Genomic DNA, 18,676 nt, shown 5'->3' with positions numbered 1-18,676 from the left:
CTGTATCCCATTTCGGGATACAGGCTTACAGGATTCCGGACGGGTCGATCTCCCGGCGCATCAGCTGCGCCAGCCACCCCTTCCTGCGCAGGTTGCGGGCGATGAGGACGTCGATGCCCAGGTCGGAGGTGTGCGTCGTGTACACGAGGGCGTTCTTCTGGCCCAGGCGGCGGATCCGGCTGCGGGCCTGCTCGGTCTGCCCGAAATCGAAGGGGAGCGAGGCGAAGTGCGCCGAGCTGACGTGCTGGAGATTCAGACCGAAGCTGCCGGTGCCGTAGGTCACCAGCAGCGGCAGGCGCTCGGCGCGGAAGCGGGCGAAGATCCTCTCGCGCTGCGGGGCGGACGTGTCGCCGGACATGACGAGGTGCTCGCCCGTGAGACCAGCGGCGATCGCGGCCTGCTCGTCGCGGTACTGGCAGAAGACGACCGTGTGCCGGCCGTCGACCCGTTCGGCGACCGAGGCGCACTTGACGGGGCAGCAGGCGGCGGTCTTCTTGAGGTTCCCGAGCATGCGGTAGAGCGCGATCTCCTCGCCGTACCGTTCCCAGGCCGCGAAGAACTCGTCGCGCTCGCTCTCATACGCCGCACGGGCCGCGGCGCCGACCTCGTGGGAGACCTCGAGTTCGGCCTCGGGCAGGCCGAGGTCCAGGCGCGCCTCGAAGATGTAGGCCTGCATGAGACTGCGCAGGTGCGCCACGTTCGGTTCGTAGACCTCGAACCAGGCGCGGCGGCCGCGGCCGGGGTCGGAGCGCTCGGTCAGGGTGAAGTAGCGGTAGCGGAAGTGGCGGTCGCTCGTGCCGAGGATCCTGGGGTGGAGCCAGTCCATCTGCCGTTTGACGTCCCACAGGTCGCGCGTCAGGGGCGTGCCGTTGAGCGCGAGGGCGTACGCGGCGTGCCGGCGCAGTTCGAGCATCCTCTGGTGCCGCCGGGTCCAGCCGTTCTTGATGAAGCTCGACTCGTCGGCGACGATCAGCAGCTTCCGGCTCGTCCGCGCCCATGCGAGGGTGTCGAGGTAGACGCGGTCGGACTGGGAGAGGGTCTGGTAGCCCAGGTAGCGCACGGGCACGTCGCAGCCCCAGCGCCCGACCTCGTCCTGGACGGTGGACAGCACGGAGTGGGGAGCCACCCACAGCACCGCGTCGACCCGCCCGGCGCGGGCCCGGTGATTGGCCAGCTCGACCGCGACCCGCGACTTGCCCATGCCCTGTTCCATGAAGACCGCGCCCGCCTTCAGCCGGGCGAAGCGGCGCAGGGCGCCGCTCTGCTCGATCGTCAGCCCCGGCAGCCCGGCCGCCCCGTCCGTGTCCCCCGTCACCGCTGCGCGTTCCTCTCCTGCTCGTCCGCCCGATGCCCTGCCGCATGGGTGATGCCGGTGATGCCGGGGCCGGGCCGGCCGTCACCGGGGTCCTGGCCGGCGTCGCCGGTGTCCCACTCCTCGGGGATGCCGAGGTCGCCGTCGAGGAGCTCGGCGTCGATCTCCACCGTGACGGGGCCGAGCGGTTCGGGGACGCGCCGGTGGGTGCCGGGGACGGGTTCGGTACGGGCCCAGGAGGCGGTGGCCTCCACGAACCGCGCGGCGGACAGGGTCCGCGTGCCGCCCCCGGGAAGGCGGAGCCGGAACTCCCAGCGGTCGGGGAAGTGCCAGGCGACCGTGCCGTCGCGACGGGTGCGGCACATCGTCCCCGGGTGGAAGACGACCGCCTGCGGGTCCTGCGTCTCCCAGCCGAAGCGGCACATGCTCGCGTCCGTCACCCGCCTGACCCGGGAGGGGTCGAAGACCACCCGGTGCCACCGCTCCCGCGCCACCGCCAGCGACTCCCCGGGCCGCTCCAGCGGGCGGGCCCGGTCCTCGGCGACTTCCGCGGCCGCCACCGTGATCCTGCCCGCGCCCCCGTGCAACAGCAGCTGCGGCATGTCGGGCGCGACCAGCAGCGTCACGTATCCGGGCCGGTGGCGCACGGCCATCCCCCGGCGGTGGCGCAGATGCAGCCCCTCCCACCGGGAGCACCGCAGCATCACCCGCACGTGGCCGGCCAGGCGCTCCCCGAAGACGCTGAACACCTCGTCGTCGACGTCGGCCTCGGGGACGTCGATCTCGTTCCACGCCCCCCGCCGCCAGGGGGCGGGCGGCAGGTAGAGGCGGGGGCCGGGCTCCCCGCGCCGTCCTGTGGTGCGGTCGGCGTGCATCTCCTGCGCCGTCACCCGCCGCACCCGCCGCCCGTCGGACACCACGAAACTCCACCCGCCGTGGAACCTCAGCTCCACCACCGCGCCGGCCGACTCCTCCTCAGCGCCATCGCCTGCACCGGCGGTACCAGGGTGCACGGCGGTCAGGGCCGCGGGATGGGTGAAGACGCAGCCCTCCCACCGCGAGCCCCGCAGCGTCACCACGGCATCCCCGTCCCGGCCGGTCCCGACCTCGCCACCGGGAAGCGTGAAGCTGTTGAAGCCGTTCGGGTCGAACCCCGCGGCCTCCTGCTCCGGGGTGCGCGGGGCGAGGCCCCCTCTCCCGGCGAGCATCACCAGCCCGGACACCGAGGTCTCGCGGTGATCGATGAACCAGCGGGCCGTACTCACCTCCCGCACCGCCGCCAGCGCCGTCGCGGCGGCCTCCCTCCTCCCGGCCGCCGCGGCCGCCCGGACCGCAGCACGCTGCCCGCTCCCGTCCCCGGCGGACCCGTCCCCGTCCCCGGGCCCGTCCGGGGCCAGGTCCCGGTGGAGGCCGTCGACGAACTCCTTCAGCCGCGAGAGGAGGCCGTGACGGATGGTCCCGGCCCAGGCGACCTCCCTGGGTGTGCCGCGGAGTTCGGGCAGCCCCTCCAGCCGGGCGGCCTCGGCGGCGGCCCGGCGTTCCTCCTCGCGCTCGCGGTCCCGCTCCTCCTGCCAGCACGCGTGGCACAGACGTTCCCGCGTCTGCTCCCACGCGGCGCGCTGTTCGCGCGCGCGGCTGTTCCCGAAGAGGTCGACCGTCTCCGGGTGACCGCAGGAACGGACGATCTGATGGCGCGCCATCACCACTCCCGCGGCACGCTCAGGCCGCCGATCACGCGGGCGGCGCCGCGGGCCCAGGAGACCCAGTCGTAGATGTCGGTGCTCCGGTCGTCCTTCACGGCGAGGCGCTGGCGGCGCCGCAGCACCTCCAGCGCCCGCTCCGGCCCGCCCAGCAGGGTGATGTGCTCCTCGCCCATCCCCTCCAGCGTGACCGGGACGACACCGGCGAGCCGGACCCCGAACTCAATCACCGGGGGCATGGGCAGGTGCCCGGCCGCCGCGACGGCCCGCCCGTGCAGGAGCTCCGCCGTGCGGCCGCGGTCGTCGCCGTATCCGTCCGCACGCGCCTCCCGTCCGGCCGGGTCCGTCCACAGCAGGTCGTACCACGCATCCCCGCCGGCCGGACGGGGCGCGCGGTACTCCGTCCAGCGCGCAAGGACCGTCAGATCGAGGCGCTCGCCCCCGGTCCGCAGGATCTCCGGGGCGGCATCGGTGATCGCGTGGTACGCGCGGCGGGTCGGCGTGCCCCCGTCGAAACCGTACATCCGCAGCATGGGACTCCTCTTTTCTTTGTCCGCGTTCACGGCGCCCGCCGGGCACCGTGAACTCTTGCGATAACGCAAGAGACACTAGCGGCTCCATTTCGGTACCGCAAGAGACTGTCTATAGTCGTCCCCATGAGCGCCGAATCCGAGCCCCCGCCGACCCCTCAGACCTCCCCCGGCGCCCCCCCGCCGCAAGCCGCGTACGCCACCGCCACCGAGCTCGCGCGCCTGGCCGTCGCCAACGGCTGGGCCGAGTCGATGACCCGCCAGCGCGTCATGCAGCTCGCCGACACCGACCCGCACTGGCCCGTCCCCCGCACCGAGTGGAAACGCGTGGGCGCCTACTGGCAGATCCCCCTCGACGACCGGCTCACCAGGTACTTCACCAACCGCACGAGCCAGCCCGGCCCCAAAGGCTGGACATAGCCACCACCACCCCGCCAGGAACGGAGGAGGAAGCGAACACCTCCGGTCCACCACCCTCAATCGGAGAACCCGCCATGCCCCTGGTCACCGTCACCCTCCACCAGGGCCCGCTCGACGGCTGGGCCGTGGACGTCGACCCCGCGGACCCCGACCCGTGGATCGCGATCATCAGCGACCACGGCACATACCCCGCAGGCCGCTCCCTCTACGCACCCGACCAAGACGGCCACTGGACCTGGCAGTACGACCTGCGGCCCGAAGACCTATGAAAGGCCAGCAGCATGATCGACCTCAACGCCACCTACACCGGCCGCCTCAGCAGCGATGAAACGCCACGCGAGTTCACCGCCAGGCTGAAGGAGCGCACCACCCGTAGCGGAGAGCGCCGCATCACCGCCCAGATCATTCCCTTCCTCGCCGACACACTCGACGCCATCACCGACGACGGCGACCGCATCGCCTGCCTGAACATCCTCCACGGCGCCATCATCGTCATCAACGACACCGCCAGCGCCGACTGGGAGGGCGACCCCTTCACCCGCGAAGGCGGGCGGTTGCGCACCACCTACAGCGGCGGCGTCCCCGGGGTCACCGTCGAAGACGTCCTCGACCTCGCCGCCCAGATCCGCACCCAGCTCTCCACCGACGAGGAGAAGCCGTGACCAGCAGGCCTTTCGACGACATCGAGCAGGAAGTGGCCGAGGAAGTGGCCCGGGCCATCGAAGAGGAACGGCGCGACGCGCTCAGCAGAATCAAGTCCGGCGCAACGTACCGATACCGACACGGAGGCCACTCGGACATCGTCGTCACCGAAGTCGACAAAACGCGCGGGTACGTCTGGTGGCGGCTCCCGGACGAGCCCGACGACGGCTTCCGGACCCCGTACTGCGACTCCTACCGGACCCGGCACTGCGTCGATTTCCTGACGGCGTACGAGCTCAAGAGCCAGGGATAGCCTGATGAAGACCAACGGCCTGCCGCTGACCGTGCGTCGGCGGTCACTCCCCTTGGCCCGGTCCCTTTCCATCATGGTCAGCAGGAACCGGCACGCGTACCCGAACCATGGCGGCGAGGGAGCTGACACTCACCAGACCGATCCAGGCGGCCAGTTCTGCGCTGGTGATCTCGAACCGTGTGAGGAGACCCGTACTGACGATGAGCAGTCCCACGGAGGCGACGAGGCCGATCACTGCTCGGTCCTGCCGCTTCCTGAGCATTTCCGATTCGGTCATGCCACGCGTCCCCTTCGTGTGATTCGGCCCCGCGCGCCCATGCCCGGAGCGGGCGGGTCTCAGTGCCGACCTTCACTACCAGTCGGATCACCACCTGCGGGTCGCTTCCACACAGGCCCACCCATCCGAGGTACGTCTTGCGGGGTGCTGCGTCGCTGGCCCACTCCCCGGTGACGGGCCGGGTCCCGGCGGTGCCGTCGGGGGAGGCGGCGACGGCGGCCGTCGCCTCGGGCCGGGTCGCGAACGCGGCCGTCCGCCGGTACTTGGCCACCACCCGTGCCTGCGCGGGGGAGTTGAACCGCGCCGCGTCGAACTCCACGTCGAACGCCACCACAGCGGTCGGGGAGATCGCCGCGAGCGCGGCCCGCAGCTCAGCCGGCGTCTGGGGCCCGTCCGTGGCCTCCAGACGGTACGGGTTCGCGTACGTCGACGGGGCCGGCCCGTACGGCAGTGCGCTCATGTCCTCGACCCCTCGGCCGTCGGTCGCGTGCGCCTCCCACGGTACGCGCCCGTTCCTGCCCGAGGACTGGATCGAGCGGAAACGGCTCAACCCGCCGAGATGCCCCGCAAGCCCACTCAGGGAGACATCGGGAACATGCCCTGGCCTGGGCCGCTCCCGTCCCGTCCCCCTGATCCGCTGACTGGGACGTAGCCGGGGAAGCGCTTACGGAGGCGCGTGAAGCGGGTCTGCGCCTGGCGCCGGCCGAGGAGACCGAGATCGGCGGCGATCTGGTCCCAGGTACGCCCCTTGGCCCGCGCGTGGTCGATGAGGTGGAGCTCCATCGAATCAACCCGCCGGCGCGCGGACTCCACCAGGGACAGGCCTGCGGCGAGGTCTTCGCCGTCGACCGGCGTCTCGTGGTCGAGGAGACGCCGGTCGGTGCGCTCGACGTGGAGTGCCAGGCTGATGTCCTCCAGAGCCTCGCTGCTGGTGATGCTCTTTCCCCTGCCATGCCGGCGGGACAAGCGCTCGATCGCCTCGGCCGTTCCGGATTCCATGCCGTCATCATAATGATGACGGCATGGGTCTCCGGCCTGCCCGCCGCGCCGGAGCGGCAGGGCGCGACGGCGCCCCGGACGCGTTGCGGCCCATGCGCGTCCGGGGCGCCGTCTCCCGCCGTGAGGGGTGCCGCGTCGGGGGGCGCGGCCGGCGGGGCGGGGATGGTCAGTGGTGGCGGGTGAGGGGGCAGGTCAGGAGGGCGGACGCGATGACGGCGGCGGCGACCAGGACGACGTCGACGGCGACGCCGAGGCGGGAGCGGCGGCGGGCGTGACGGGGCGTCACGGCCGGGTGTCGGCGGTGTCGATGTCGGCCCATACCGTCTTTCCCAGGGGGCGGCTGGCGGTGCCCCAGCGGTCCCACCCCCACCGCAGGGCGATCGTGTCGATGAGGCGCAGGCCTCGCCCGGAGGTGTCGCCGGGGCCCGGGTCGCGCAGCTGGGGGACGCGGCCGGGGGTGCGGTCGCGGACGGCGAGGCGGACGCGGCCGGGCTCGGGCCGCTCGATGGTGATACGGACCCGGGGGCCGTCGGCGTGGAGGACGGCGTTGGTCACCAGCTCCGACAGCAGGAGCGCCGCGTCGTCGGCGACGGTGGCGGGCAGGCGCCAGGTGGCGAGGACGACGCGGGCCAGGGCGCGGGCCTCGCCGATCGTCTCGGGGGTGCGGGGGAGGGTGACGCTGTAGCCGGGGTGGCCGCTGGAGCGGGGGCGTGCGGCGGCGGTCGCGCGGACTCTGATCACGGTCATGTCCGTGCCCCCGGGGCGGCCGGCGGGGCGGGGCGGGGGGCCCACTGCCGGTAGGCCAGCAGCAGGGCGCGGCACTGTATGGCGAGGTCGTAGGCGCACCCGGCGCCGCGTTCGTACGCGCGCAGGTGGTGCACGGCGCCGGCCGTGGCGTGGTCGGCCGCCTCCGCCCAGCCGGACGTCATCGAGGGCAGCAGCGGCTGCACCTCGCAGACCAGGAGTCCGACATGGCCGGCGAGGAGGTCGAGGTGGGGGCCCTGGTAGGCGGGCGGCGGGCCGGGCTGCGCGGCGAGGACGGCCTCGCACGTCGCGGCGATCGTCTCGACGTCGGCCGGGCACGCCGGCACGCCGCCCCTCGGCATCAGTTCCTCTGTCGTCACGGCGCCTCCCTTTGCGCGGGGTCACGTCTCCACCTCAGCAGCGGCCAGGAGGCGGAATCGATGCCAGCGCGATGCAAGTCCGATGCAATTACCGCGCGGAAACCGCCCGTTGGGGTGGAGCGGGTCCGTCTGCGGGCAGGAGAGCCGGGGGAGGAGGTACGGTCGCCGTACCCCTCGCTGCCTCGGATGTCACCCGGGAGCCGGTATGACCGACAGGACCCCCAATCAGCTGTTACGCGCGGTGCGTGACGGCGAACTCCAGCTGTCGCGCACGGAATTCGCGCGGCTGGTCGTCGACACCGGCACGGCGATGGGCGAGACGGTGGGGTGCACGGCGCGGCTGGTCGCGGCGTGGGAGGACGGCGACGTCCTGATGCCGAAACCGGTCTACCGGCGCATCCTGCGGGAGCTGACCGGCCGGGACATGGCCGCGCTGGGCTTCGGCCGCCGTGAACGCCCCTCCCCTGCACGGACCGTCCGGACGGCCGGGGCGGACGAGCTGGCCGGGGCGGACGGGATCGAGGGTGAGGGTGAGGTGGGCGAGGTGCTGAACCGGCGGGAGCTGGTCGCGGGGGTGGCGGCGGGCGCGGTGCTGTCGCTGGTCTCCGCCGGGAACGACCGGGAGCGGGGGCCGGGGCGGATCGGGGCGGACTCGGTCGTCGCGGTGCACCGGGCGGTCGCGGAGATCTACGACCACGATCACGACCACGGGTCGGCGGCCCTGCGCCGGGAGGCCTCGCAGGCCCTGCACACGGCCTACTCGTGGCTCCAGCACGGCACCCTGACCGAGACGACGGGCCGTGAGCTGCGGTCGGCGGTGGGGGCGTTGTCGATCGCCACGGGGTGGCTGTCGTACGACTCCGGCCGCCCGGCGGACGCGGCCTCGCTGTACGCCGAGGCGCTGGCCGCCGCGCGGATCGCCGGTGACGTCGAGCTGGAGGCGCACGCGTTCGGCTGCATGGCGCTGCTGGCGCACGCGTCCGGCCGACCGCGCGAGGCGGTGGCCGCCGCCCAGGGCGCCCAGCACGCCGCCGGCCGGGTGGGCTCACCGCGGCTGCTGTCGCTGATGCACATGCGCGAGGCCCGGGGCTGGGCCCTGATGGGCGACGCCTCCGCGACGGACCGGGCGGTGGTGCGCGCGCACCACCGCTACGCCGAGGGCCCCACCGGCGCCGACCCCTCCTGGCTCGGCTTCTACGCGCCGGGCGAGCTGGCGGGGCTGGAGGCGCTGGCGCGCGCGGACCTGGGCCAGCACGAGCGGGCCGCCGCCGGGGCGGAACAGGCGGTGCTGCTGCACGGGACGGCGTTCGCCCGCAATCGCGCCCTGTACACGGCGGACATCGCGATCCAGCATGCGGTCAGGGACCGGCCCGACCCCGAGGCGGCGGCCGAGGCGGCCGGACGGACCCTGGCGTACCTCCCGGACGTCCGCTCGGACCGGCTGCTGCGCTCGCTGCGCGACGTCGCGGGCGCGCTCCAGCGCCATGCCCGCGTCCCGGAGGTCGCCGGCTGGATCGAGCAGTACCGCACCGCCACCACCACCGCCGTCTAGAGAGAGGGACCTGGGCGTGACCACCCCGAGCACCCGCGCCGACATCGTGATCCGCACCTACGGCCCCAGCCAGATCACCCCCCTGATCAACACCCTCGCCGACGTGTGGGCCGACGCCCACCCCGAGATCGCCGACGCCCCCGGCGACGACCCCTACGGCCTGTCCGTCGACGGCCTGCGCCGGCAGATCCCCGGCCACGCCTCGGCGTTCGCCGAGGGGTTCACACTGGTCGCCGCCTACGCCCACGGCTCGATGATCGGGTTCGCCTACGCGTTCCCGTGCAGCCCGGAGTACTGGTTCGGGCACGACCTCCTGCCGGACCTCCCCCAGGAGGTCCGCGACGGCCGGATCATGGGACTGTGCGAACTCGCGGTCGTCTCGCAGTGGCAGGGCCACGGCGCAGGGACCCGCCTGCACACCGCGCTCCTCACCGCGATCGCCCCCGACTGGTCGTCCCTGCTGGTCCGCCCCGACAACCCCGACGGACGGCGCCTCTACGACCGCCTCGGCTACACCTACGTCGGCCCCTGGAGCATCTCCGCCACCGGACCCGCCTACGACCTCCTCCTCCTGGACGTCAGCGGCAGGCCCCCTCAGCGCACCGCGTGACCGCGCACGGCACATGCCGAAATGATCCTCGAACTGCGCCGCGATGGACCGCGCGAGACGGCGCAGGCCCGGCTGGACCTCCTCCAGTTCCTCCTGCTGGTCCATCCCGGGGTACCCGCTGATCACCCACCCGCGCTTCCCGCCGCGCCGTCCGCCGACGACGACCAGGACCACGGCCAGGAGGTGGCGGTGGGCCGACTGCGGATCGCCCCCGGGGCGGTGGCGCGGGCGGCGGCGGTGCTGCTGCCCGGATCAAAACCCTGCCGTGGAACGGCTGTTGGGGACTGTGATCGTGTGCGGTCAGGCGGCGCCGCGTTCCCGGCGTGAGGCCGCGCGGCGCCACTGGCGGCATCCGGTGCCCCGGCACGGCGCCGGTCCGGTACGGCCTTTGTAGGCGGCCTGGCTGCTGCACCGGTGGTCGGTCTGTCCGAGTGTGCACAGGGTCCAGCCCGCCTGGTCGAGGGCGTCGCCGTAGGCGGGGTCCCAGAGCGCGCGGGCGTAGACCCGGCCGGGGGTGACGCCGGCTTCCCTGGCCGCGTCGGGGACGGGGGTGCCGGCTGCGACGAGGTCGAGGACCTGGGCGCGGGCGGCCGGGGGGAACGCCTCGTCGGAGAGGGCGCGTACCCGTGCTCTGCTGGCGGCGACGTGGTCCGTGGTGCAGGGGTCGCAGCGGCATCCGGCGCGGTAGAGGGTGCCCGGGGCGTAGCGGGCGTGGGCCGCCGCGTCAAAAGCGAGCCGGAGGGGGCGGGCCGCGATGTGCAGGAGCTGTGCGCCGGTCCACGCGTACTGGCGGCCTCCGTGCGCGTGGGGGTGGACGCTGTGGCCGGGCAGCCAGCCGTGCGTGGCCATGCTCTGCACGCTTTCGCGCGCGATGCCGAGGAGCTGGGCGACGTCGCGGACGCCGTAGCTGCGGGTGGGGTCGATCTGCTGGGCGCAGTCGGCCAGCGGGTGCGGCCGGGCGGCCACGGCGGCGGTACGGGGCACCGTGAATCCTCTCGCTGGAGGCGGGGGCGTGCGGGCCGGTCCCGCACGCGCGGCGACCGCCGCCCCTTCCAGGGGCGGCGGTCCATCCCCGCAGACGCGGGGACCACGTACACCGAGAAGTTCCCCAGGGGGCACCCCCGCGTACGCGGGGACCACAGCTTGACGCCGACGACACCGGCCCTGATCGAGGGACCACCCCCGCTGTGCGGGGATCACGTCGTGTGCCCAGTATGCCGTCCGGCGGTGCCGTACGGGGACGAACGCCCAACTCGGCGTCCGGGCACGCCCCTACGCGCCATCGTCGTGGGCCGTGCCAGACGGTGGCGGCCGTTGCACGGCGGAGTGGCGCGCGCCACATTCGGTGTGGGCGTGCGCCGCAGACCGGGTGCGCCGGTACGCGGAGGATCGAGCACATGACGACCACCACGACGAACCCCGCTCCCGCCGCCGTGTACGCCCTCCTGCGCGCGTCGGCGGACGTCGCTGACCATTGGGTCCAAAGCGGCCATCAGGCCGAACACAAGGGCGATCGGGGCGTGGCCGGGCACGTAGCCCTCGCCGGACACCTCGGTTCTCTGGGGGTGAGCGGTGAGGGAAGAACCAAGTGGCCAGGTAGAAGAGACTTTGGCTGTCTGCGACAGGTGTTGCGGACAGTCAAAGGCAGAGATCATTCCGAGCTGTCGCTGGTGGGTCCCTCTCAAGTCGCGTTCCGCGTCCAGACGCGCTCTGAGACGGCGAGCGGCCGGGTGCCCGCGTACTGAGCAAGGGCGAGCGGGTTCATCCAGGCTGAGCTCAGGAAGGTGTTCAGCTGAAGCAGGAACGGGACCAGGATGTCGATGTCTCCGTGGGGCGCCCAAGTCTCAAAGGCGTCCGTGCTCGTGGGAACAGCGGTCGGATGGCCGTTCTTGTTTCGCCAGTTGATGAACCCCTTGCCGAGGGTCCAAATGCTGTCGGGGACTTCCTCGACGGGGTGGTCGGCGACCCACTCACTGAACCGCTCTCCCTGGGTATGCAGGCCTATCCCCTCGAAAGCAAAGATCATTCCCAGAGTCGGGATGTAGGGGTAGTGCATGCCGTTGGCGTGGTGGATGCGGTTCTCGGACGTCCGCACGAACGCGGTCTTGGGGACGCTCTTCGCCTGCCTGATGTTGTCGCAGGCTGACTTCAGTTCCTTGCCGTCAATCTTGGACTTCACCTCGATCACGGTGTAGACGCATTCGGCGGGGATGAGCCGGTTCGAGCTTGTGCCGAACAAGGGAGGCGTGCTGCGGTCTGCGAGAACGAGGTCGCACTGCGCGGACCTCTTCCCGTCTGCCGAAATGATTTCGGCGTTGTGGAACACCTCAATGTGGCCGGGAACCCTGGGACGCAGGAGCTCGGCGAGGAGCCGCTCCCGCTCAGTGCCCTTGCTTGGCTTGTGCTCGAAGAGGCCTGTCTCCTCGAACTGAGCACGCAGGGTCCGCGCGGCATAAGTGAGGCTCTGGATCAGAAGGGACTGCGGTTGTGCGGTCGTCATGGCCAGAACGTACTTGCCTGCAAATCTACTCGGAGCAGGAACGGATGAGCTCATCTTGCGGTGTTGATCTGGGCCATCAGCTCACGGTTCGCGGCGCGGGCAGCTTCGAGGTCCTCGTCGCGTTCGGCCAGTTCGCCGCAGAGGTCGGGGAGCTGCTGTTCCAGCTCGGTCACCCGGCGGGTGATGCGACAGTGCACGACGCCGTCACGAACCCGAGAGAACGTCGCCTCGTACGTCGCGACGCAGGGCCTCGCCCTCGCCGTCGGGAACCGCGCTCTCGGCCTCGGGCTGAGCCGTCGCGGGATCGCCGCCGCGCTCGCCCTGTCCGGCGTCACGCATTACGTGATCGACCGGCATCGCCCGCTGCACCGAGCCGCCACGATCCTGCGCAAGAGCAAGTTCGCCGCGCTCGCCGAGGGCGGCATGAACGGCGCCTATCTGCTGGATCGGCGCACCACCTCGCCGAGGCGATCGCGGCGTACCTCGCCGTGCGGCCGGGGCGCTCCGGGTGACGTGCCCCCGGCCGCTGGGGGTTCGCCTCGCGCCGGCTAGTCGCTGCACGAGCAGCCCGGGGGGCAGGGCGCGCCGCCCCTGCCCCCGGAGCCGTAGGGGTCGTGTGCGCGGCGGGCGTTGACGCGGGTCAGGATCTCGTCGGTGAGGCCGTCGACGTAGCCGTAGACCAGGCGGGGCATCGACTCCGCGAGGCCGGCTCCGGGGTGGTCCTGGTCGACGTGGTCCACGAGAGGGACGCAGACCAGGCGCTGCGGTGTCCCGGCCCGGAAGCTTGGGCCCATGTAGCTGCACAGGCGGCAGCACGGGATCACGACGTTGGCCGGGGGTTCCTCAACAGGGCGGAAGTCAGTAGCGGTCACGCTCTGTCAACGACCGTCCCGGCGTGGGGATTCGGGCGGGGCGCTGGCGATACGGCGTGACGGCGCCCCGGACGCATTGCGGCCCATGCGCGTCCGGGGCGCCGTCTCCCGCCGTGAGGGGTGCCGCGACGGGGGCGCGGCCGGCGGGGCGGAGATGGTCTGATGCGGTCAGTACTGGTGAGTGATGGACCAGGTCAGGGCGATGATCGAGGCGACCGCGACGGCGGCCAGGAGGACGGTGCCGGTGGCGCGCCAGCGGGTGCGGCGGTGACGGCCTCTCACGACGGCGCGGCGGCCGGGGTATCGGTGACGACGGCGAGTTCGGCCCACACCTCTTTGCGGCGGTGGTGGTGATGGTGGGGGCGTCCGAGGACGGTGTAGCCCCAGCGGTCGGCGAGTGCGTCGATCAGGACCAGGCCCCGGCCGGCCGTGTCGTCCTCGGTGGGGGTGCGGAGGTGGGGGAGGCGGCCGGCGGCGGAGTCGGCGACGGCGACCCGGACCCGGCCGGGGTCCGGGCGGTCGACGGCGACGGTGACGCGGGGGCCGCCGCCGTGGGTCACCGCGTTGGCGACCAGCTCGCCCACCACCAGTTCGGCGTCGATCGCGAAGGCGCCGAGGCCCCACGCGGTGAGGGCGTCGCGGACCAGGACGCGGGCATCGGCCGCCGCCTCGGGAACCCGCCGCAGGGCGACGCAGTACCCCGGCGGGCCGGAGCGGCGGGGGCGGGCGGGGGTGAGGGCCGCTCCGGTCATACCCGCCCCCCCGTGGCCGTCGTACGGGGGGTGCTCTGCTCGTAGAGGGCGAGGAGGGCGCGGCAGCACACGGCGAGGTCCCAGCGGGAGGCGTGGGAGGCGGTCAGGAGGGTGCGGGTGCCGGCGAGGACGTGGGCGGCGGTCGCGCGCCATTCGCCGCCCATCGCGGGGAGGAGGGGCAGGAGTTCGGCGGCGAGGAGCTGGACGTGGCCCTGGAGGAGGGCGGTCAGGATCTCCCGGCGGGCGGGCGGGAGGAGGGCGGGGGTGCCGGACAGGACCGCGCCGTAGGAGCTGCGGATGAGCGCGGTGTCGGCCGGGAGGCCGGCCGTCTGGGCGGCGGGGAGCACGAGGTAGGGGGCGGGGCCGGTCACAGGTCACCCGCCGCGATCCGGTCGGCGCGCGTCCGGGTGACCCGCAGGCGGGCGGGGTGCTGCGCGGGCCATTCCTCGCGGTCGTCGTCCCCGGTGGCGGGGCGGTCGGCCGCGCGGAGCCAGACGACGCCGGCCTGGACGTCCGTGACGATCGCGCGGACGCGGCCGTCGAGCACTTCGTCGCCGACCCCGGGCGAGTCGTCGGTGTCGGTCACTGCCCCGTCCGGCGGGGGCGCACTGCGGCTGTCGGTCATCGCCAGACCTCGATGTCGGTGGCGGGTGGTTGAGGACCGACCGTAGGCGCGGGCGGGGGCGGCGGCGGGTAGGGCCGCTACCCCCTCGTGCAGGGGTACACCCTGTACCCCTAGGCGGCGCCGAGTTGACGGGCCAGCTCGCGGGCGTCGTCGCGGATCATGCGGCTCCCGGTCTCCGACAGATCCACCGCCGCGCCGCGCGCGAAAACGTTGAAACGGGCGGTCTCGGGACTGGTCTCGTACGCCTTGCGCAGCAGATGCACGACGGCCACTTGCTCGCCCTGGAGGCTGTGGGCACGGGCGGTCTCGATGAGGTGGAAGCCGCGGCGGGTCGCCGACTGCATCGCGCCGAGGTCGATGTGGGTGGCCGCGTCGACCGCCGCGCCGGCCCGCACGAGGTCGGTGTGCATCGTGACCTGGTAGGCGTCGACCATGCCCCGGCCGAAGATCAGCCAAGGGTGGCTGTAGGTGTCACCGAGGCGGGTCGCGGCCCGGTCGGCGTGGTCCCAGTGGCGTTCGGCGCTGCCCTTCTGCCCGGTCTTGGCGTAGGACAGGGCCGCCGCCAGGTGCAGCAGACCACCCAGCGCGATGTCCTCGGCACCCCGGCCGGGGTCGAGGAGCGTCAGGGTCCGCATCGCGAGGTCGACGCGGGCCTGCGTCGCCTCCCCCGCGTCACGGAACACGTGGTTGAGGTACCAGGCCGCGCCCGCCATCGCGTGCGGGCTGTCGGCGTCCTGTGCCGCCGCCATTGCCCGGTCACCGGCCAGCATGATCAGCTCGGGTGCTGGCTGGAACGAGAGGTAGAGCTGGGCGAGGTGGTACGCCTGCGCCAGCGAGACCAGCACCCGGCGGCGCTGGACCCCGTCGTACGCGCGGGCGGCGAACTGGAGATCGGCCAGCAGCGCGGGCAGGACGTCCGCGACCCGCGTGCGGTGCGCGCCGAACCCGTGCCACGACCGCCACGCCTGCGCCACCCGCTCCGCCAGCACGTCCGCCCCGGCCGGCTCCCCCTCGCGCGGCAGCACGTCGTAGCCGGTGAGCGCGCTTTTCACCCGCTCCAGCGCCGGGTGCGCGGCCTTGGTGTACGTCGCGGCCGACAGCCGTTCGTCACCGGTCAGGTCGGCGAGGTCGTCGACCCCGAGGGCGTCCGCGAGGCGGAGGAGGAGAGGCAGGCGCGGCATCCCCAGACGCCCCGTTTCAATGGCTTTAACCCACTCCGCGCTCCGGCCGACCAGACCGGCCAGCACCGGCCGCGACAGCCCCTTGCGCTCCCTCGCGCTGCGGGCCCTCTGACCGAACGCGCGCGGGTCGTTCCCAGCGTCGTGCGACATCGTGAACTCCGTTCTGTCGACACCAGAAACGGTACGGCCGGACAGGTCCCCCGCGCTCCCGGGCAGCACGACTCGTGACGGTACGGGCACTGGTAGGAACGCGCACGGCACGTCGCATCCCTCAAAGCCGCATGACGCTCCGGCTACCGCTCGCGCACGAGGTAGTAGCCGGTTTTCCGGCGGCGCCCCGACGTCGTCTCGGACGTCGCATGGAAGTAGCCGACGGGGATGTCGTGTTCGCGCCCCGAGTTGCAGTCGTCGTAGACCCGGACGGTCCGGCCGCCCGGCTCGTGCGCGAGGACCACCACCGTCTCCGGGTAGACGGACGTCGGCCCGCCCCCGCACGTCGTGTAGATCTGGCGCGGTCGGATCTGGTGCACGGGCCCCTCGCTGCGGTCGGCGTCGTCGGTGACGCCGACCATAGCGGGTACCGTCCCGGCATGAGCGACGACACCGCCCTTGACGACGCCCGCCGCGCGGCCGGCCGGTACCTGACCCGCACGACCGGCCAAGCCGGACTCCCCGAGTGGCGCGGCCTGTTCATCGGTACTCCTGGGGAGCGGGAGCCGAACGGCATCGGGCCGGTGTGCACGGACAGCGATCATCTGGAGTCGGAGGACCCCGCCGCTTTCGACTGCTGCCCGGACCCGGTCGTCGAGGTCGCCCCGGCCCTGGTCCCCTGTCTCGTCGCGCTGCTGAACGCCGACCGCCGAAACCCCGCCACCAGTGCGGCCGTTGACGGGGCATGACCTCCCTGCCCGACGATGCGCCGCCCGGTGTCGACGACCTGGCCGACGCCGCCGCCGAGGCCGCCTGCGCGCTGGCCGACGCGGCCGGCGCGGGCGGGTGGGGCGCGGGGGCCGCCGAGGACGCCGTGCAGGCCGTGGAGATCATCACGGCCGCGCTCGCCGTCGCGCCCGGCGCCGCCGACGCGGCGCGGGGCGTCACCCGCGCGCTCGCCGGGCTCCGGCGGTCCCTCGGACTCCCGCCCGCCGACCCCGACACCGACACCGCTGCCGGTGACGGCGCCCCGCCCGCCGGCCCGGACCCCGCCGCGCGGGTCACCCCGCCCACCCCGCCCCGGCCCCGCCGGCAGCGGCGCGACCTCGGGCTCGGGCCCGGCTATCAGGGCATCCGCACCTGACGGCGGTGGCCGCCGCGACGACCACCGCCAGCCCCTCCCCGGCCGCCGCAAAACCATGGGGAGTAGCAACAGGAAACATCGCCGACCCGCTTCCGGGGCCCATGCGACGTGCCCAGACTAGGGGTCATGACCTCCCGAAACGGCGGCCCTTCACGGCCGCAGCCCAGCCCTCCCCACATCCGGACCGTGATCGTCAGCTACGGCGACGGCCACCACGACGCCCCGCGCGGTGACGCCCTCTTGGTCGACACCCGCGTCCTGCGCAACCCCCCGGACGACCCCGCCGTCCGGCAGCGGATGCTCCACTCCACCGGGCTCGACCCCGCCGTCAGGGACTACGTCCTCACGACCCCGGGCGCGCAGCAGCTGCTGGACCGCGCCGTCCGGCGGGTCCTCGCGCTCCTGGCGGTGGCCGACGACGGCCGCCGCGTCGATGTCCACGTCCGGTGCGGGGGCGGCCGGCACCGCTCCGTGGCGATCGCCGAGGCGCTGGCCGACCGGCTCCGCGCCGCTGGCCACGGCGTCGAGACCGACCACCGCCACATCAGCCGGCCGATCCTCACGTGACCCGATGGCAGCCGGCGCTGACCGACCATCAGATGGTCGTGCTGCGTCTCGTGGCGCGCGGCCACACCCACACCGCGATCGCCGAGATCCTGCGCGTGCGGCCGGAGACAGCCGGCTGGCTGCTCTACGGACTGCGCCTCGCGCTGGACGCGGCGACACTGCCCCACGCAGTGGCGATCGCGTACGAGACCGGCATCCTCCGGCCCCGCCACGTCACCCCATCGGGTGACTGACCGCCTCCGCCGCTTTTCCGGCCGCCGGTCCGGGTGTCTGCTGTCAGCGGCGGCCGGGAACCGGCCTGTTGACGGCCGGGCGCACCCGCAGGTCTGCGGTTTCCGGCCGGGAGGGGTGGAGTGCATGGCGGGGATCTGCTGGGGTCCGGGGTGCGGGCGGGGACTGCCCAACCGGCCGAAGGGGCGCGGCGGGAGGCCGCGCCGGTTCTGCTCCGAGGCGTGCCGGGCGAAATGGCGGCGCCTCAGCGCCCGGATCGAGCGCGGCGGACAGCGGCAGGAGACCCGGCTGGTGTCGGCCGACGAACGGCGCCACGACCTGCGGACGGCCGCGCTGCGGGTGGCGTCCGCCGCCCGCCGGCTCGCCGCCGAACTCGACACCGAACCGGAACGGCCGGAGCGCGACCAGCCGGCCGTATGGTACGGGTCGCGGCGCCCGGCGCACTGGCCGCACGCCGGGCACTACACCCGCGCCGCCCTCGATGTCGCCGCCCTGGCCGAGGAACTGACGGCGGCGGCGGTCGACGCCGACCGTACGGCGGGGTCGTCATGGGCGGAGATCGGCGCCGTCCTCGGCGTCTCGGCGGACACCGCCGCCCGCCGCCACCGCGACCGGCCCGACACCGGGAACCGGTAGGACCCGGCCGACCGGGGTCAGCCGGCCGCCGGGGCGGGGGCGGGGCAGTCCTCGCACCCGCCCTCCGCGCGGATCGTCTGCGTCCACCACGCGTGCAGCTGCGCCGCCATCTCCTCGCCACCCGGCCGGCCGTGGTGGATGTGCCAGAGCCCCGCCTCGGCCTTCGCCTTGAGCCCGGCCAGGTAGCTCAGGCAGTGCCGCGCGTAGTCGGCCCCGCAGTCCTGCGCCTCCCCCGGCATGCACGGCCGCGTCCCGACGCCGCACTGCTCCAGCACCGTCCGCAGGTGCTCCGCGTACTCCCGCCACTCCTGCGACATCCCGTCCGCCGACATCCGCCGCCTCCCTCAACTGGCCCACTGGTCGGCTGGTTCAACGACGATGCCGACCGGCCGTCACGCCGGCTCCCCCAGGCCCGGCGGCCCGCCCTTTCCGGCCGCCGGCCCGCCGCTGGCGCGGCCGGGAGCGGCCGGAAACCCGGAGGTTGACGGCTTCTCACCCGCCCAGCCGCCTGTCCCGCCGCATCCTGTCCGCGACCGGGG

Annotated in this window: 30 protein-coding genes; 13 read left to right on the top strand and 17 right to left on the bottom strand. The window is 73.5% G+C overall.

All coding sequences use genetic code 11. The features are described 5' to 3' along the window. Nucleotides 1-25: 25 nt before the first annotated feature. Genes ACYUD3_RS36665 through ACYUD3_RS36655 form a run of 3 tightly spaced genes read right to left on the bottom strand, consistent with a single transcriptional unit; the run spans nt 26 to nt 3,545 of the window. Nucleotides 26-1,315, bottom strand: coding sequence for a helicase-related protein (locus ACYUD3_RS36665; RefSeq protein WP_470980205.1), 1,290 nt, complete (start codon nt 1,313-1,315; stop codon nt 26-28). Beyond that, nucleotides 1,312-3,012 carry a hypothetical protein gene (locus ACYUD3_RS36660; RefSeq protein WP_470980202.1) on the bottom strand — a complete coding sequence of 567 codons (1,701 nt, stop codon included), beginning with the start codon at nt 3,010-3,012 and terminating at the stop codon, nt 1,312-1,314. Before ACYUD3_RS36660 ends, ACYUD3_RS36665 begins: the two co-directional genes overlap by 4 nt. Beyond that, nucleotides 3,012-3,545, bottom strand: a complete 534-nt coding sequence (locus tag ACYUD3_RS36655) for a hypothetical protein (RefSeq protein WP_470980199.1) — start codon at nt 3,543-3,545, stop codon at nt 3,012-3,014. The genes ACYUD3_RS36660 and ACYUD3_RS36655 overlap by 1 nt, the downstream gene beginning before the upstream one ends. A gap of 123 nt (nt 3,546-3,668) precedes the next feature. On the opposite strand from ACYUD3_RS36655, the gene ACYUD3_RS36650 reads away from it, so the two are divergent. From ACYUD3_RS36650 to ACYUD3_RS36635, 4 genes are all read left to right on the top strand, one after another. After that, a complete protein-coding gene (locus ACYUD3_RS36650; RefSeq protein ID WP_470980196.1) occupies nt 3,669-3,962 on the top strand; it encodes a hypothetical protein in 294 nt (97 codons plus the stop codon). Between the two features lie 74 nt (nt 3,963-4,036). Then, a complete protein-coding gene (locus tag ACYUD3_RS36645) occupies nt 4,037-4,231 on the top strand; it encodes a hypothetical protein (protein WP_470980193.1) in 195 nt (64 codons plus the stop codon). A gap of 12 nt (nt 4,232-4,243) precedes the next feature. Next, nucleotides 4,244-4,624 (top strand): hypothetical protein, encoded by a 381-nt coding sequence (locus ACYUD3_RS36640; RefSeq protein ID WP_470980190.1) that lies wholly within the window; start codon nt 4,244-4,246, stop codon nt 4,622-4,624. After that, complete coding sequence (locus ACYUD3_RS36635; RefSeq protein ID WP_470980187.1) at nt 4,621-4,917, top strand: hypothetical protein; 297 nt, start codon at nt 4,621-4,623, stop codon at nt 4,915-4,917. Before ACYUD3_RS36640 ends, ACYUD3_RS36635 begins: the two co-directional genes overlap by 4 nt. A 43-nt stretch (nt 4,918-4,960) precedes the next feature. Here ACYUD3_RS36635 and ACYUD3_RS36630 read toward each other — a convergent pair whose 3' ends face one another. From ACYUD3_RS36630 to ACYUD3_RS36615, 4 genes are all read right to left on the bottom strand, one after another. Continuing rightward, nucleotides 4,961-5,194: a hypothetical protein gene (locus ACYUD3_RS36630; protein WP_470980184.1), complete on the bottom strand. Its 234-nt coding sequence runs from the start codon at nt 5,192-5,194 to the stop codon at nt 4,961-4,963. Between the two features lie 576 nt (nt 5,195-5,770). Further along, entirely contained in the window at nt 5,771-6,193 is a 423-nt protein-coding gene (locus ACYUD3_RS36625) for a hypothetical protein (protein WP_470980181.1), read from the bottom strand. A 282-nt stretch (nt 6,194-6,475) separates the two neighbouring features. Next, nucleotides 6,476-6,940, bottom strand: coding sequence for an ATP-binding protein (locus ACYUD3_RS36620; RefSeq protein ID WP_470980178.1), 465 nt, complete (start codon nt 6,938-6,940; stop codon nt 6,476-6,478). After that, nucleotides 6,937-7,317, bottom strand: a complete 381-nt coding sequence (locus ACYUD3_RS36615) for a hypothetical protein (RefSeq protein WP_470980176.1) — start codon at nt 7,315-7,317, stop codon at nt 6,937-6,939. Before ACYUD3_RS36615 ends, ACYUD3_RS36620 begins: the two co-directional genes overlap by 4 nt. Before the next feature lie 205 nt (nt 7,318-7,522). Here ACYUD3_RS36615 and ACYUD3_RS36610 point away from each other — a divergent pair, with 205 nt between their 5' ends. The 3 genes from ACYUD3_RS36610 to ACYUD3_RS36600 are packed head-to-tail and all read left to right on the top strand — an operon-like array spanning nt 7,523 to nt 9,806. After that, nucleotides 7,523-8,869 (top strand): hypothetical protein, encoded by a 1,347-nt coding sequence (locus ACYUD3_RS36610; protein ID WP_470980173.1) that lies wholly within the window; start codon nt 7,523-7,525, stop codon nt 8,867-8,869. A gap of 16 nt (nt 8,870-8,885) precedes the next feature. After that, nucleotides 8,886-9,479 carry a GNAT family N-acetyltransferase gene (locus ACYUD3_RS36605; protein WP_470980170.1) on the top strand — a complete coding sequence of 198 codons (594 nt, stop codon included), beginning with the start codon at nt 8,886-8,888 and terminating at the stop codon, nt 9,477-9,479. Nucleotides 9,480-9,500: 21 nt separating this feature from the next. After that, nucleotides 9,501-9,806, top strand: coding sequence for a hypothetical protein (locus ACYUD3_RS36600; RefSeq protein ID WP_470980168.1), 306 nt, complete (start codon nt 9,501-9,503; stop codon nt 9,804-9,806). Here the strand turns inward: ACYUD3_RS36600 and ACYUD3_RS36595 are convergent. The 3 genes from ACYUD3_RS36595 to ACYUD3_RS36585 form a co-directional block, all read right to left on the bottom strand. Next, nucleotides 9,780-10,463 (bottom strand): hypothetical protein, encoded by a 684-nt coding sequence (locus ACYUD3_RS36595; protein WP_470980166.1) that lies wholly within the window; start codon nt 10,461-10,463, stop codon nt 9,780-9,782. The two genes, ACYUD3_RS36600 and ACYUD3_RS36595, sit on opposite strands and share 27 nt — an antisense overlap. A 697-nt stretch (nt 10,464-11,160) precedes the next feature. Continuing rightward, nucleotides 11,161-11,979 carry a DUF6602 domain-containing protein gene (locus tag ACYUD3_RS36590; RefSeq protein ID WP_470980164.1) on the bottom strand — a complete coding sequence of 273 codons (819 nt, stop codon included), beginning with the start codon at nt 11,977-11,979 and terminating at the stop codon, nt 11,161-11,163. Between the two features lie 50 nt (nt 11,980-12,029). Next, nucleotides 12,030-12,152 carry a hypothetical protein gene (locus ACYUD3_RS36585; protein ID WP_470980161.1) on the bottom strand — a complete coding sequence of 41 codons (123 nt, stop codon included), beginning with the start codon at nt 12,150-12,152 and terminating at the stop codon, nt 12,030-12,032. 10 nt (nt 12,153-12,162) lie between these two features. Between ACYUD3_RS36585 and ACYUD3_RS36580 the strand changes: the two genes are divergently transcribed. Next, nucleotides 12,163-12,531: a hypothetical protein gene (locus tag ACYUD3_RS36580; RefSeq protein ID WP_470980158.1), complete on the top strand. Its 369-nt coding sequence runs from the start codon at nt 12,163-12,165 to the stop codon at nt 12,529-12,531. On the opposite strand, the gene ACYUD3_RS36575 is transcribed toward ACYUD3_RS36580, so the two are convergent. From ACYUD3_RS36575 to ACYUD3_RS36550, 6 genes are all read right to left on the bottom strand, one after another. Continuing rightward, nucleotides 12,528-12,851 (bottom strand): hypothetical protein, encoded by a 324-nt coding sequence (locus ACYUD3_RS36575; protein WP_470980156.1) that lies wholly within the window; start codon nt 12,849-12,851, stop codon nt 12,528-12,530. The genes ACYUD3_RS36580 and ACYUD3_RS36575 overlap by 4 nt on opposite strands. A 278-nt stretch (nt 12,852-13,129) precedes the next feature. Beyond that, a complete protein-coding gene (locus tag ACYUD3_RS36570; protein WP_470980153.1) occupies nt 13,130-13,603 on the bottom strand; it encodes an ATP-binding protein in 474 nt (157 codons plus the stop codon). Further along, nucleotides 13,600-13,974 (bottom strand): hypothetical protein, encoded by a 375-nt coding sequence (locus tag ACYUD3_RS36565; protein ID WP_470980150.1) that lies wholly within the window; start codon nt 13,972-13,974, stop codon nt 13,600-13,602. Before ACYUD3_RS36565 ends, ACYUD3_RS36570 begins: the two co-directional genes overlap by 4 nt. Beyond that, the gene (locus tag ACYUD3_RS36560) at nt 13,971-14,228 is read right to left on the bottom strand and encodes a hypothetical protein (protein WP_470980147.1); all 258 of its coding nucleotides are present in this window, start codon (nt 14,226-14,228) and stop codon (nt 13,971-13,973) included. Before ACYUD3_RS36560 ends, ACYUD3_RS36565 begins: the two co-directional genes overlap by 4 nt. A gap of 110 nt (nt 14,229-14,338) precedes the next feature. Then, nucleotides 14,339-15,559: a helix-turn-helix domain-containing protein gene (locus tag ACYUD3_RS36555; RefSeq protein ID WP_470980144.1), complete on the bottom strand. Its 1,221-nt coding sequence runs from the start codon at nt 15,557-15,559 to the stop codon at nt 14,339-14,341. A 143-nt stretch (nt 15,560-15,702) separates the two neighbouring features. Continuing rightward, nucleotides 15,703-15,981 (bottom strand): hypothetical protein, encoded by a 279-nt coding sequence (locus ACYUD3_RS36550; protein WP_470980141.1) that lies wholly within the window; start codon nt 15,979-15,981, stop codon nt 15,703-15,705. An 18-nt stretch (nt 15,982-15,999) separates the two neighbouring features. Here ACYUD3_RS36550 and ACYUD3_RS36545 point away from each other — a divergent pair, with 18 nt between their 5' ends. From ACYUD3_RS36545 to ACYUD3_RS36525, 5 genes are all read left to right on the top strand, one after another. After that, complete coding sequence (locus ACYUD3_RS36545; RefSeq protein ID WP_470980138.1) at nt 16,000-16,308, top strand: hypothetical protein; 309 nt, start codon at nt 16,000-16,002, stop codon at nt 16,306-16,308. Then, on the top strand, nt 16,305-16,703 hold the full coding sequence (locus tag ACYUD3_RS36540; RefSeq protein WP_470980135.1) for a hypothetical protein: 399 nt from the start codon (nt 16,305-16,307) through the stop codon (nt 16,701-16,703). The genes ACYUD3_RS36545 and ACYUD3_RS36540 overlap by 4 nt, the downstream gene beginning before the upstream one ends. Before the next feature lie 126 nt (nt 16,704-16,829). After that, complete coding sequence (locus ACYUD3_RS36535) at nt 16,830-17,270, top strand: RapZ C-terminal domain-containing protein (RefSeq protein WP_470980132.1); 441 nt, start codon at nt 16,830-16,832, stop codon at nt 17,268-17,270. Next, a complete protein-coding gene (locus tag ACYUD3_RS36530) occupies nt 17,267-17,503 on the top strand; it encodes a helix-turn-helix domain-containing protein (RefSeq protein WP_470980129.1) in 237 nt (78 codons plus the stop codon). The genes ACYUD3_RS36535 and ACYUD3_RS36530 overlap by 4 nt, the downstream gene beginning before the upstream one ends. Nucleotides 17,504-17,627: 124 nt before the next feature. Continuing rightward, a complete protein-coding gene (locus tag ACYUD3_RS36525) occupies nt 17,628-18,137 on the top strand; it encodes a hypothetical protein (protein WP_470980126.1) in 510 nt (169 codons plus the stop codon). A gap of 17 nt (nt 18,138-18,154) precedes the next feature. Here ACYUD3_RS36525 and ACYUD3_RS36520 read toward each other — a convergent pair whose 3' ends face one another. Beyond that, on the bottom strand, nt 18,155-18,469 hold the full coding sequence (locus tag ACYUD3_RS36520; RefSeq protein ID WP_470980124.1) for a hypothetical protein: 315 nt from the start codon (nt 18,467-18,469) through the stop codon (nt 18,155-18,157). Nucleotides 18,470-18,676 lie beyond the last annotated feature (207 nt).

Source organism: Streptomyces sp. AMJ-169, assembly GCF_055597585.1.
Note: the sequence above shows the minus strand (reverse complement) of the source record. Positions and strands in the feature narration are given on the sequence as shown.